Source organism: Sorangiineae bacterium MSr12523 (genome assembly GCA_037157775.1).
GTDB lineage: Bacteria > Myxococcota_A > Polyangia > Polyangiales > Polyangiaceae > Pendulispora > Pendulispora brunnea.
In genome coordinates, this window is the sequence record CP089982.1 from 8,132,621 (window position 1) to 8,144,930 (window position 12,310).

Annotated in this window: 11 protein-coding genes and 1 pseudogene; 7 read left to right on the forward strand and 5 right to left on the reverse strand. The window is 63.6% G+C overall.

Annotation, left to right across the window (positions count from 1 at the left end; genetic code table 11):
* Positions 1-30: 30 nt before the first annotated feature.
* Positions 31-603 (forward strand): DUF6058 family natural product biosynthesis protein, encoded by a 573-nt coding sequence (locus tag LZC95_31985; GenBank protein ID WXA91062.1) that lies wholly within the window; start codon positions 31-33, stop codon positions 601-603.
* Positions 604-606: 3 nt separating this feature from the next.
* Here LZC95_31985 and LZC95_31990 read toward each other — a convergent pair whose 3' ends face one another.
* The gene (locus LZC95_31990) at positions 607-3,375 is read right to left on the reverse strand and encodes a DUF4982 domain-containing protein (protein WXA91063.1); all 2,769 of its coding nucleotides are present in this window, start codon (positions 3,373-3,375) and stop codon (positions 607-609) included.
* 362 nt (positions 3,376-3,737) lie between these two features.
* On the opposite strand from LZC95_31990, the gene LZC95_31995 reads away from it, so the two are divergent.
* Positions 3,738-4,826, forward strand: coding sequence for a beta-lactamase family protein (locus LZC95_31995; GenBank protein ID WXA91064.1), 1,089 nt, complete (start codon positions 3,738-3,740; stop codon positions 4,824-4,826).
* 6 nt (positions 4,827-4,832) lie between these two features.
* Here LZC95_31995 and LZC95_32000 read toward each other — a convergent pair whose 3' ends face one another.
* Together LZC95_32000 and LZC95_32005 are read right to left on the reverse strand one after the other, a co-directional pair.
* A complete protein-coding gene (locus tag LZC95_32000) occupies positions 4,833-5,072 on the reverse strand; it encodes a hypothetical protein (protein ID WXA91065.1) in 240 nt (79 codons plus the stop codon).
* A 157-nt stretch (positions 5,073-5,229) separates the two neighbouring features.
* On the reverse strand, positions 5,230-6,531 hold the full coding sequence (locus LZC95_32005; protein WXA91066.1) for an erythromycin esterase family protein: 1,302 nt from the start codon (positions 6,529-6,531) through the stop codon (positions 5,230-5,232).
* 69 nt (positions 6,532-6,600) lie between these two features.
* Between LZC95_32005 and LZC95_32010 the strand changes: the two genes are divergently transcribed.
* From LZC95_32010 to LZC95_32020, 3 genes are read left to right on the forward strand one after another with little or no spacing between them, the layout of a single operon-like run.
* A complete protein-coding gene (locus tag LZC95_32010; protein WXA91067.1) occupies positions 6,601-7,770 on the forward strand; it encodes a dipeptidase in 1,170 nt (389 codons plus the stop codon).
* On the forward strand, positions 7,767-8,198 hold the full coding sequence (locus LZC95_32015) for an AraC family transcriptional regulator (protein ID WXA91068.1): 432 nt from the start codon (positions 7,767-7,769) through the stop codon (positions 8,196-8,198). Before LZC95_32010 ends, LZC95_32015 begins: the two co-directional genes overlap by 4 nt.
* Before the next feature lie 60 nt (positions 8,199-8,258).
* Positions 8,259-8,666, forward strand: coding sequence for a VOC family protein (locus tag LZC95_32020; GenBank protein ID WXA91069.1), 408 nt, complete (start codon positions 8,259-8,261; stop codon positions 8,664-8,666).
* Positions 8,667-8,940: 274 nt separating this feature from the next.
* Here the strand turns inward: LZC95_32020 and LZC95_32025 are convergent, their stop codons facing one another.
* The gene (locus LZC95_32025) at positions 8,941-10,419 is read right to left on the reverse strand and encodes a TIGR00366 family protein (protein WXA91070.1); all 1,479 of its coding nucleotides are present in this window, start codon (positions 10,417-10,419) and stop codon (positions 8,941-8,943) included.
* A gap of 60 nt (positions 10,420-10,479) precedes the next feature.
* On the opposite strand from LZC95_32025, the pseudogene LZC95_32030 reads away from it, so the two are divergent.
* Positions 10,480-11,024 (forward strand): annotated as a pseudogene (locus LZC95_32030) (nitrile hydratase subunit beta).
* Complete coding sequence (nthA, locus tag LZC95_32035; protein ID WXA91071.1) at positions 11,021-11,623, forward strand: nitrile hydratase subunit alpha; 603 nt, start codon at positions 11,021-11,023, stop codon at positions 11,621-11,623. The pseudogene LZC95_32030 and the gene nthA overlap by 4 nt, the downstream one beginning before the upstream one ends.
* A gap of 1 nt (position 11,624) precedes the next feature.
* On the opposite strand, the gene LZC95_32040 is transcribed toward nthA, so the two are convergent.
* Positions 11,625-12,233, reverse strand: a complete 609-nt coding sequence (locus tag LZC95_32040; GenBank protein ID WXA91072.1) for a WHG domain-containing protein — start codon at positions 12,231-12,233, stop codon at positions 11,625-11,627.
* Between the last annotated feature and the right edge of the window lie 77 nt (positions 12,234-12,310).

Here is a 12,310-nt window from a genome sequence, read left to right on the forward strand (position 1 = left end):
TGGCGTGGGGGCGGAGTGTACGATTTGGCCATGATCGAGCAGGACCTAATCTACATTCGTGCCAACTATGTCACCCTGGGCGCGTTGGCGGCGGGGCGGGCGGAGACGGAGGAGGAGCTGCGCGCGCACGTGGCGGCGAAGCGGCTGCCCGGGCCGGCCTACGTGCTGCCCGATGGGACGGAGATGTTTCCGCGCGATTGGCTCGCGTTGGCGGATCAATCGGGCGGCGTCGATCGGGCGCGGTCCGCGTTCGTGCGGCGATTCCTGGCGGCGTCGAAGGAGGCGGGCGAACCTGCGGGTGAGGAGACCGCGGCCGAGGAATGGACGAATTACCTCGGTGGGATGTACGCCGTGTGTCTGCGGGAGGTGACGCCGGAGAATGTGTTTCGCAAGGAGCGGCTCGTGCGACGATTGACCGAGCAACTCGCGTCCCCTGCCCCGAACGACCCGGCGTGGCGAGCGCGCCTTCGCACCGATGTCGACGCGCTCGATCAATTGGAGCGCCCTTTTGCGCCGTATGACCGAATCCGCTTTGGCGGTCCGGTCACACGGGATCGACTCATCACGGCCGCGAAGGCACGGTATCCCGCCTGTTTCGAATGACCCTCACGGTACCAGCAACGTTGGGCCGGTCGAGACCACCATGGCGCGATCGATGACGACGTAGCCGTCGCCTTTGACGCGCACTTTGAGGGTGTGATTGCCCTCGGGCAAGGTGGGGCTCGTCCACACGGCTACGTTGCCGCGACGCGGTCCCTTGAGGGAGACGTCGGTTTCGGCGCCGCCGTCGATCGATACGGCGGCGGTGCCGTGGATCGTATCGTAGACGCCGTAGAGCACGACCCGCTGGCCGCGGAAGGCCAAGGTCACCGTCTCGTTGGCCACGTTGTCCCACGAGTTGTCGCCGCTGAAACAGCCGCCCGCGCATCCCCCGTGGCGCCAGCCCGAGCCCACGTAATTGAACCGATTCGCCGCCGTGCCCTGCGCGGAATCGTTCACGTCGTTGACGAAGCCGAATCCATAGGCGCCGCCCGCAGGAACGATGTCCGCGACGAACGGGGTCGCATTCACGCTGACCGATGCCGCCGTAAGACCCGGCGCACTCGCGGTAAGTCCGATATTCCCGGTCTTGCCGAGCGCCGACTTGAGGTACACCGCCCCGCGCCCCGCCTCCAACGTCAGCGGGCTCTCCCCGATGAGCGCACCGGGGCCGGTCACGGCGAATGTCACCTTGGAGGCATCGTACGGAACGGCCTGGTCATGCGCATCCAGCGCGCGCACCACGACCCGGGTCATGTCCGCACCATCCGCTTGAATCAGTCCATCGTCGATGCTCAGGGCGAGCTTCGTCGCGGCCCCCGGCGTGTACTGCGTGGCCGTCTTGGCGATGCTCCCGCCAATCCAGCAATCGGCACGCAGGCTGCCCGCCGCGTACGTCACATTGTTGAATTGGAAGAAGGGGTGCGGCAGCGACGTGTACGCGTTCGGGCCAATTTTTCCCTTGGACGCGCCGTTGGCAAAAAGCTCCACCTGATCGCAATTGCCGGCCACGTAAACCAAATTGGCGGACGAGGACATCCAGTAATTGTCAATCGACACGTACGGGCCATACTTCGCGGGATCGCGCTGCGAGGAAAACGCCGACGCGGAGAACTTCGGCAGGCGGAAGATATCCGACACGCCGTGGTAGCACGTGGCATCGTGGCACGAGGCGCCCGTGTTGAAGGTCGTGTTGTAATCGAACGCCGCCCAGCCCATGGCCCCGGAGATATTCGCCTTCGCCGCCGCCGTGTTCTGCACGTTGAGGTGCGTCTGCATCGTGCCAATCAACGTGCTCTCGGGATCCCACGCCTGGTGCGGCTTCGTATGCCCGACCGACTCCGTGATGAGCCACGGGAGCACCGCGGGATCCTGCGCCGTGCCGGAGAAGTCGTTGTACGTGTACAGATCCTCCAGGAACTCGCTGTTGCGGAAGTTGCGCACGCCGCAGGTGGGGCGCGAAGGATCGAGGGCACGGGCCTTGGCGTTGGTCGCCACGTAAAAGTCGTGGTCGTCGCCCGATTCGTTGATGCGCACACCCCACGTGACGATGGACGGATGGTGCCGATCGCGCGTGACCATCTCCTCCACGTTTTGAATGGAGATGTTCTTCCAATTGGCATCGCCGATGTGCTGCCAGCCGGGGATCTCCTCCAGAACGAGAAGGCCGATTTCGTCCGTGCGGTCCAAAAACTCCGGATCTTGCGGATAGTGCGACGTTCGAACGATGTTGATGCCCAATTCGTACTTCAGAATATCGGCATCTTTGGCCTGCAACCGATTCGGCGCAGCGCGGCCGATGTACGGGTATTGCTCGTGCCGGTCGAGGCCGCGCAGCTTGAGCCATTGGCCATTGAGGTAAAATTTGCCGTCGCTTCGACGAAACTCGATGGACCGAATGCCCACCCGCACATTGCGCTCGTCCACGAGCGCGGCGCCATCGCCCACCTGGGTGCGTGCAGTATACAAATACGGATTGTCCGGGTGCCAGAGTTTGGGCGAAGAGACGGAGATGTCGTAGCTGAATTCCTTGGCTCCGTGCGGGGGCACGGCCAAGGTCGCCGAGCCGGTGCCCACGACCTGACCGCCGGCATCCACGAGCGACGTGCTCACCGTCGCGGTTTTCGCGGTGTCGCCGTCGTTGCGGACGTTGGTCCGTGCGCGCACCGTCGCACTTCCATTGGCGACGGAGACCGTGCTCACGAACGGCGTGTCGGCGTGGAGCGGATCGGTGACGACGAGGTTCACGTCGCGGACGATGCCGCCCCAGACGTAATAATCGACGGCCCCGCCCTCGGGCGGAATGTCGCCATGCTCCGTCGAGTCCACCTTGACGGCAATCACGTTGTCTTGGCCCCCGAGGTGCACGAGATCGGTGACGTCGAACGTGAACGACGTGTACGAGCCTTTGTGCTGACCGACCCACGTGCCATTCACGTACACGTCGGCGATTTTGGCGACCCCCTGGAATTCGACGGCGATGCGGCGGCCTGCGAACTCGCTCGGCAAGGTGAAATGCCGGCGATACCAGGACACCGGCACCTCGAAATCGATTTTGCCGAATCCCTTGTGGGGATGGAGCCGGAAATACGGCAATGTCACCGGAACGAACGACGCTTCGCTCGATTCTTGGGCGGATACGACCTGTCCATTTTGCCCGGGCACGTCGCCGGCAAAGAGCCAATGCGTATTGAAGTTCAGCGTACGCCGATGTGACTCAGCAGGTGCCGCGGACACCGATATGGAGCTCGAGGTTTCGCCTTGCTGGGGTACTTCGCCATTTCCTGCACACGCCGCCAAGACGGCGGGGCCGACGATCGTGACGAGTCGTTTCATGTCCGAAACCTCCGGACGCGCGACGGTACACGATTCATCATGTTCGGTGAACCGAAGTGGACGGAGTCCGGACAACCGGACGGAGTTCACGACCTGGAAGGACTACACCATTCAACGACACGGTTGAACCGAGTGGACGGAGTCCGGTTGTCTGGACGGAGTCCACGAAGGTCCACGAGCCCGGAGGGCGAGTGAACGAAATGCGGCGGGCGGGCACTCACCTACCGAAGGGACGCAAGACTCGCATGACCCATCGCAACGAATTACGCATCGCAGGATGCGCGGTGCTGGCCTTTGTCATTGGCTTTCTTGGCGCAGGATGCAGTAGCGAAACGTCGGACCAACCCATTATCGGGACACGCATGCAGCGCGATGCCGATGCACTGCGCGAGGCAGGCGCGCCCGGCGTGTTGGCGTTGGCGAACCTCGACGGAGACGTGGTGCGCACGCGAAGTGGTGTGGCGGATGTCAAAACGAATGCGCCCATCGCGGAGAATGCCACCTTCCGAGCGGCCAGCGTGACGAAGACCTTCGTCGCCACGGTCGTGCTTCAATTGGTCGCCGAAAAGAAGCTCGCCCTCGACGATACGTTGGAACGATGGCTCCCGGAGGTCCTCGTCCCGAAGAGTGGAAACGATGGCTCCAAGGTCACCCTGCGCAATCTGCTCCAGCAGACCAGCGGCCTTTACGATTACCGCCGCGCCCTTCCGGCGGACGAGACGGAGGCGAGCTATCTCCTGCACCGTTTCGACACGTACACCAAGTCCGAGCTGATCAAGAAAGCCATGGAGCATGCGCCGGACTTCATTCCCAATCCGGAGCATCCGCGCTGGCAATATTCGAATACCAATTATCTCTTGCTTTCACGCATCCTCGAGAAGGTCACTGGGCAGGATTGGGAGCGGGCCATCGAAGAACGCATTTTCGATCGCCTGCACCTCTCCGGTGCCAAGCTGCCGGGAAACGACGCCCAGCTGCCCTCTCCTTATCTTGCGGGCTACGAGCGATTCGCCTCCCAAGGAGAATGGGTGGACGTGACCGTCCGCAGCGGGAGTGCGGCCGGGGCGGCAGGGTCCCTCGTCGCCACGACGGACGATCTGGATCGATTTTTCCGCGCATTGGCGGATGGAACCCTTTTGCCGGCCGCCGAGTGGGCGGAAATGCAAAAGACCGTCGTGGCGGACGACTATGCGGCCCTCATGCCCGGAATCCGCTATGGGCTGGGCGTATTTTGGTATCCCCTGAGTTGCGGGGGCGGATATTGGAACGGCCTGGGCGACACCCTCGGCTACATGGTTCGTACCGCCGTCACCGCCGACGGGCGCCGCAGCGCAGTCGTCGCCGTGTCGACGGATCAGGGGCACGATACCAAGGATCTCGTGCGGCAGGATGCCCTGGTGCGCACGCTCATCGATCACGCGTTGTGCGCGCCCATGCAGTGGCCGCTTTGAAGTTGACTAACTCAGCTTCGAGCGCAACGCGGAGAGCCTTTTCAGCGCGTCCTCTACGGCCCTGCGCGTGGCATCGGTGAAGTCTTCGGCCTTGCGCTCGATATCCACGAGGCTTGGCTCCAGCTTGTCCCATTCCTCTTTCGCGTCCATGCCGGCGAGGTGCAACCGAACGCGAACTTCATCGCGAAGCGTCTGCATCCGCGAGATGCCCTTCTCGATTTCGGCCTTCAGCGTGTTTTCGCTCATGGATGATTCTCCTTTCTCGACGTTTCGACGCGCTGCGACGCGCCGTGCACGCCTACGCAAAACGCGTTCCGCTCATGCCATGCGCGATCGCGCAGCAAGGAGGTCAACGCTTGTGGCGCATTCCTCCCCGCTGAGGCGTTCTGCCAAGGTCACCGTGTCACCTGCTCGGGGTCATTGGCTCCGAGCGATCGAGGTACAAGAGCGCGCGGAATGCCTTGCCGGGAACGTCCATGTCGTCATTCAGCTCGTATTCCTTGCCGGGTTCGAGAAATCGCGATGACACGCGCTTGAGATCGACCAGCAAGTACGGCTCGCCAAAGGCGTGCAGCTTGCCCTCGACCGAATCGGCCGGGGGCGGCGGGAGCCACTCGGGCTCTTCGCCTGGCCAGCGGATGCCAACGTCGTATCCAACCATGGCGATGGCCGCGTAATCGTGACCGAGGTCCTCTTTGAGCTGGGCCCCCATCGGAATGGCGCCATGCGGATCGTGGCCCTGCGGGCCGTAGGGCGTGTATTGCAGATGGCCATTGTGCGCCCACGCGATGGTCTTCGGTCGTCCATCGATCCGCCATTGGTTCGTGAGGATGTAGGCCATGCCCGTATCCCGCGCTTGGTACGAGCCGAGGCTGCTTGGCTCATACGATCTGCGATGCTGCCATTGCCGAAATGCCACGAGGTCGATGCGCGCGAGCGCCAGCGCGCGGGCCGACGTGCGCTCGACGATATCGCACTCATGCTCCTGCCAATACGCCTCGAGAGCATCGAGCCCTCGATGGCATGCGTCCTGCGCCTCCTTCGGATAAGGGAGGTGGTCGTAATTTTCGTAATAGTCCGTGTTCGATACGGCCTTGATGCCATTGCAGGTCGAAAGCCGCGCGTATAGGGCGTCCGCATCCTCGGGCATGCCGTCGTGAAGGAATGCCTCCAGGGCCATATGCTGAGCCCAGGGCTCCTGCATGTCGAAGCCCGTGAAACGCACACGATCGTACGGGTGCTCTTGGTTCCATTGGCACATCCACGTCACGAGATTGCGCATGTTCGAGCTGCGAAAAACGCCGAACATGCCGAGGAGCACCTCATTGACATCTCCTTGGCACGTGGCCACGTAGTCGTTCACCTTTTCGGCCCGCCAGCGCGGCGTCTCGAGGGTGACGACGCGAAAGCCCATTTCCTGGATCATGAACCTCGCGACGCGTTCGTGGAGCTCGTGGTAGCCGCCCGAGGCGTGCGTCCCCTCGCCGAGACCGACGATCCGAGCCCCACCCACGATGGCGCGCAGCCGCTGCAGATCCGCCGTCGGCAACGAGGGATCGATCCCGTCGAAGCGGTGAATTCCCATGTCCACGGGGGCTTCGAGCGCGACCTGTGAGGAGGCGGCATTCTCCGCCGTGTTGGCGCTATCTGCGCATCCAACGAGCCCCACCGCTGCAACGAGACCGATGACCGAGCGAATGAACATGGATGCCTCCAAAGAATGATTCGAAATTCAGCCCTGTCGGTTTTTGTTCTAGATTGCTGAAACCGTCGCATGTCCTCCAATCGATTCACCCGCCGCGATTTCTCCCGCCTGGCCGCCGCCGTGGTTTTGACCGGTTGCGCAGGCAGCAATGCCAACGCGCAGCCGAGCACCTCGAGTGCGACCACACCCAAAAAGCCGCGCGGGCGCTTCGACGACGCGATCCTCATCGATGCCCTGGGCACGATAGGACGCGATGAATGGTCGCCCAGCAAGGGAGACCCACTCATTGCGCAAGACTTGAACGACGCCGCGCGTTCCGGGATCACGGCCATCAACATCACGGTGGACGATCCCACCGAGGATGCGAACGTCTTCGATGCAACGACGAAGACCATCGCCACGTTCCAGCGCGAAATCGCGGCTCACCCCGAGGTGCTGGCCGCCGTCCGCAATGGCGCGGAGCTCCGCGCGGCCAAGACCTCGCGCAAGCTGGGAATCATCTTCGGCTTTCAAGGCTCCGCGGTACTCGGGCCCAAATTGGAGCACTTCGATACGTTTCGCGGGCTCGGCGTGCGCATCATGCAGCTCACGTACAACGTGCGCACGCTCCTCGGCGATGGCTGTCTCGAGCCGGGCAACGCCGGATTGAGCATCTTGGGGCGGCAGGCCGTGGAGCGCATGAACGCGGCGCGCGTGCTCATCGATTTGAGCCACTGCGGCCAGCGCACCACGGCCGATGCCATCGAAGCGTCGAAGGGGCCCGTGGCCATCACGCACACCGGCTGCGCGGCCCTGGCGAATCGGCCGCGCAACAAGCGCGATGAAGAGATGAAGCGATGCGCCGACAAGGGCGGCTTCGTGGGCATTTATTTCATGCCGTTTTTGCGGATGCAGGGCCAGTCGACCTCGGCCGACGTCATGGCGCACCTCGAGCATGCCATCAAGGTGTGCGGCGAAGACCACGTGGGCATCGGCACCGACGGAACGACGTCGCCCATCGATTTGACGTCGGAGGCGTACCTCCGCGAGCACCGCAGGTGGGTGGAGGAGCGCATCAAGAAGGGCATCGCCGCGCCGGGTGAGGCTGCGGATATCCACTTTCTGTGCCCGGATCTGAATACGCCGCAGCGCTTTCAAACCCTTGGCGAGATGCTTTTGGCGCGCGGACATGGCGAGGCGCGCGTGCGCAAGCTCCTCGGGGGCAACTTCGCACGTATCTTTGGCGAGGTTTGCGGATGACCGTCCGGCGGCGGCTGGTCCGCACGGATACGTTTCGCGCGTTGTGCCGCGCGCGCGAGCTGATCCACGATGCCTACGGCGAGGCACTCACCCTCGGGCAGATGGCCAAGTGCACCGGGTTTTCGCAGTATCACTTTTTGCGCGAGTTCAACTTGGCCTTCGGGATGACGCCGCGGCAATACCTCACGCGGGTCCGCATCGATCGCGCCAAGGAGATGCTGGCGCGTTCGGGCGCGTCCGTCACCGACACGTGCTTCGAAATTGGCTTTTCCAGCGTGGGCTCGTTCAGCGCGCTGTTTTCCAAGCGCACGGGGCGGTCACCCATTCAGTACCACCGTGAAATCGCACCGCTGGTCCAGGTGCCGGCGGGGTTGGCACGCGTCTACATTCCGGGTTGTTTTCTCGCGCACCTCGGGCCGGTGGTTTAGCAATTTCCGAGAAGCGATGAGGGAGGTGGGGGTGGTACCTCAGAGCGCGGAGGGTTCATCATGATTCAACGATTGGGCATTGCGTCGGTCTACGTTCTCGACCAAGAGCGCGCGAAGGCGTTCTACACGGAGAAACTCGGCTTCGAGGTTCGCACCGACGTGACCATGGGCAATTTTCGCTGGATCGAAGTCGGCCCGAAAGGGCAGCCCGATCTGTCCATCACGCTGATGGCGATCGAGGCGGGCATGAAGTGGAGCAAGGAAACGGCGGACACCGTCCGGGAATTGGTGAAGAAAGGGACCTTTGGCTTCGGGGCCTTTCACACCGACGACTGTCGCAAGACGTATGCAGAGCTGAAGGCACGCGGTGTCGTATTCGAGGGAGAGCCGCAAGATCGACCCTACGGCGTCGAATCCGTGTTCCAGGACGACTCCGGCAACTGGTTCGCCCTCGTGCAGCCGCGCTAGGGCTGTGCTCTGCGGGGGCGTTTCGGGTTAGGGGGGTCTGGCGCATTCGCGATTCGCGAATCGCGAATCCATGGAGACCCCCCCACCCGCCGTCGGCGCTTTCCGTGCGCTCCGGGCGGCCCGCCCCTGCGGGCGCGGAATGCCATGCGGCGCGGGGACCTTGCGGTGGCGCGGGGAAGCATGGCATGAGCACCCGCTTTGGGGCGGGCAGCAGCGCGAAATGAGAGAGGGGGAGCACTGGAGAGCGCTGCCGGGTGGGGCAGCTTCTCTTCTTCTAAGGAAATGGAAGCGTGCGGGCGAAGACGGTCACGAGGATGAGCACGACGGGAAAGCATGCGAGGAACATCGCGAAGGTGTAGCCCATGATGTCGCGCGCACGCAGACCGAGAATGGCCAGGGTCGGCAGCATCCAGAACGGCTGGAGCAGGTTGGCGCTGGCCTCGCCCAGATCGTAGACGACGACCATCCAGCCTTGATTTACGTGCAGCTGGTTTGCGGCGTCGATGACGTAGGGCGCTTCGATGAGCCATTTGCTTCCGCCGCTGGGAACGAATATGCCCAATACGCACGAATAAATGGCAATGAGGGGCGGGAAGAACGTCTGATTCGAGGCCGATACGAGCCAGTGGGCAATGGTTTTCGACAATCCGGTGTACGCGATCATGCCGAAGATGCCGCCGTAAAACGGATATTGCAGCAGGACGCCCGAGGCCGCCGATGCCCCATTGCGAATAGCCGTTACCAGCGACAATGGCCGCCAGTGCAGGGCGAGGGCGAGCATCAGAAGAATGAGGTTGATGGTGTTGAAGTCCAGCGCATTCAACGCGCTACCGGTCGCGCGCCCGAAGTGCCGCACCAAGTACCAGAGGCCCAGCAGCGAGAGCAGAATGCCAAAGAGCGGGCTGTGCTCGAGCCAATCGCCGGGGCGCGTGCCCACGACCTTGGCATCCGCGCTTTCTTCGAGCAGCGGCTTGATGGTGATGCCCAGATCTTCCGCGGTTTTGGCCCGCGCAGGCGATGGCGTCAAAAGGAAGGCCATGCCCACGCCAACGAGGAAGATGATGGCGGTCGACGCCATGCCCTGCCACAGGAAGATGGTATCCGAGAGCGGCACCACGCCCGTTCCGCCGCGCGCGGAGGCGATGATCTTCTTCAGCGCGTCGGGTGTGGAGGCTGCGCTGGCCATCTGCAGGGCGGCCGAGCCGGACAATCCTTGTGCCCACACCGTGCCAAGGCCGAGAAAGGCCATGGCCCCGAGGGCGCGGTAATCCACTCCGCGAACCAGCCGCGCGATTTCGCGGGCGAGGATGGCCGTGAAAATCAGGCTGAAGGCCCAATTGAGGTAGCCGGAAATCATGGCCACCGCGGCGGTGAAGGCGATGGCGCCACGCGGTGTCTTGGGCACGCGCGCGAGCTTCGCAATCAAGCGTGCCACCGGCGGCGATACCGCGACGGCGTACCCGCCGAGGATGATCATGGTCATCTGCAAGGTGAAGGTGACCAGCGCCCAAAAGCCTTTGCCCCAAGCGTCGACGAGGCCGAAGCCGGTGGTGGCCGTGGCAACATTCTCGGGCACCTGCGTGACGGGTTCCCCCGTGACGAGGCCGGCGGCGAAAATGACGAACGTGCCCACCAGCACGAAGCCAAAGGCATCTGGCAGGTAGCGTTCGGTCCAGACGGTAAAGCGCTGGGCGAGCCGCGCGATGACGTTGTCTTCGTGCACATCGCGATTCGAAGCTTGGTCGAGGGCCATGGCAGCCCAGCACCATATCATCCCCTTTCGCAATGCGGGGCCCGAGCGTAGGATCGACGTGTGGAACGTCCGCACGATCTTGGAGGGCAGCAGGGGCTCGGGGCGATTGAACGCGAGACCGGCGAACCGGGCTTCCATCACGAATGGGAAGCGCGCGTGTTCGCGCTCAACCGGTTGCTCCTGATGCAGGGCGTCTACAACTTGGACGAGTTCCGCTATGCGGTGGAACGGATGGATCCCGAGCAATATCGTTCGACGGGCTATTACGAGCGGTGGTTTCTGGCCATCGAGCGGTTGCTCGTCGAGAAGAAGGTGCTGCCATGAGCGTCCAGCGCTTCACCGTCGGTCAACCCGTGAAGACGCGCCCCGTACGGGCAAGTGGGCACACACGGCTCCCGCGTTATCTGTCGGAGCGGCGCGGCACGGTCGAGCGTGTGCACGGCATCTATCCTTTGGCCGACGAGCGGGCGGAGGGGCGGACCCCGGCATCGCCGCAGGCGCTTTACACGGTGGTCTTCGAGGCGGGGGAGATTTGGGGCGAGGAGGCCTCCGGCTTCCGCGTCTCGGCGGAACTTTGGGACGCGTATTTGGAGAGTGCGTCATGAGCGAAGATCACGGGCACGGGCACGAGGGTAGCGCGACGATGGCGGAGCGTGTGCGCGGCTTGGTGGAGAAGCTCGAGAACAAGGGGCTCGTGACCGACGCGCAAATCGATCAGACGATCACGGCGTTCCTGGCGAAGGCGGGCCCCTCGAACGGCGCGGCCTTGGTGGCGCGAGCATGGGTCGACCCGGATTTCAAAGCGCGGCTGCTGGACGATGCCAACGCGGCGCTCGACGAGCTGGGGATCGACATGTCGCATTGGGCGCGGGTCACGTTGCGCGCGGCCGAGAACACGGAGCATGTGCACAACGTCATCGTGTGCACCCTGTGTTCGTGTTACCCCATCGCGCTGCTCGGGCCTTCGCCGGCCTGGTACAAGAGCGCGGCCTACCGCGCCCGCGTCGTGCGCGATCCACGCGGCGTCCTCGCCGAGTTCGGGGTTACCTTGGATCCGAACATCGAGATTCGCGTTTGGGACAGCACCGCGGAGCTGCGCTATGTCGTCATCCCACGCCGCCCCGCCGGGACGGAGGCCCTGAGCGAGTCCGAGCTCGCCGCCTTGGTCACGCGCGATGCCTTGATTGGGACTGCGCTGGTCTAAATCACGACTTGCCGGTGGCGATGGACACCATTTGGTCGACGACCATGTCGACGAAGTCGTCGTCCACGACGGACAATTTCTTCTCGAGCAAGCCGTCATTCCAGAGGGAAACGATGCCATGTCCCGCGCCCCAGGCGATGACCGCCCGGCGGTGGACGGTGCCGGGATCGGCCTTGGGGGTCGCGGACTGAATGGCCATGATCAGGCGGGCGAGCGAAGCATCGGCGGCGACGTGCACACCCAGCGCCGGATCGGTGGCTTTGACTTCGGGCAGGAACATGACGCGGTAGTGGGCCTGGCGCTCGCGCGCGAATTCCAGGTACGCGCGCGCAATCGCCGCAATGCGTGCGCGGCCCTTTTGCGGGCCAGACACGGCTTCGATGGCGCGGTCCATGCGCTCGCCGAGGGCAACGAAGCCTTCCTCGGCGACGGCCGCCAACAATTCCACCTTGTCGCGAAAATGATGGTACGGCGCCGCCGGCGTCACCCCCGCGCGCCGCGCCACCTCGCGCAGCGAGAGCGTCCCGAGCTCCCCTTCTTGAATCAGCGCGAGCGCCGCATCCACCAGCGCGCGCCGCAAATCGCCGTGGTGGTAGCTCGACTTGGCCATGCGTCCCAGCGGCGTAGCATAACCATCTGAACACTGTTTGGATTGTTCCTTGACACTGCCTAGGAGGGACCTTATCT

Bases quoted from the DNA above. Each gene is read 5' to 3' on its own strand.
- LZC95_32010 (WXA91067.1), top strand. From the start codon at position 6,601: ATGTCCTCCAATCGATTCACCCGCCGCGATTTCTCCCGCCTGGCCGCC.
- LZC95_32020 (WXA91069.1), top strand. From the start codon at position 8,259: ATGATTCAACGATTGGGCATTGCGTCGGTCTACGTTCTCGACCAAGAG.
- LZC95_31985 (WXA91062.1), top strand. From the start codon at position 31: ATGATCGAGCAGGACCTAATCTACATTCGTGCCAACTATGTCACCCTG.
- nthA (WXA91071.1), top strand. From the start codon at position 11,021: ATGAGCGAAGATCACGGGCACGGGCACGAGGGTAGCGCGACGATGGCG.
- LZC95_31990 (WXA91063.1), bottom strand. From the start codon at position 3,375: ATGAAACGACTCGTCACGATCGTCGGCCCCGCCGTCTTGGCGGCGTGT.
- LZC95_32005 (WXA91066.1), bottom strand. From the start codon at position 6,531: ATGTTCATTCGCTCGGTCATCGGTCTCGTTGCAGCGGTGGGGCTCGTT.
- LZC95_31995 (WXA91064.1), top strand. From the start codon at position 3,738: ATGCAGCGCGATGCCGATGCACTGCGCGAGGCAGGCGCGCCCGGCGTG.
- LZC95_32040 (WXA91072.1), bottom strand. From the start codon at position 12,233: ATGGCCAAGTCGAGCTACCACCACGGCGATTTGCGGCGCGCGCTGGTG.
- LZC95_32000 (WXA91065.1), bottom strand. From the start codon at position 5,072: ATGAGCGAAAACACGCTGAAGGCCGAAATCGAGAAGGGCATCTCGCGG.
- LZC95_32025 (WXA91070.1), bottom strand. From the start codon at position 10,419: ATGGCCCTCGACCAAGCTTCGAATCGCGATGTGCACGAAGACAACGTC.
- LZC95_32015 (WXA91068.1), top strand. From the start codon at position 7,767: ATGACCGTCCGGCGGCGGCTGGTCCGCACGGATACGTTTCGCGCGTTG.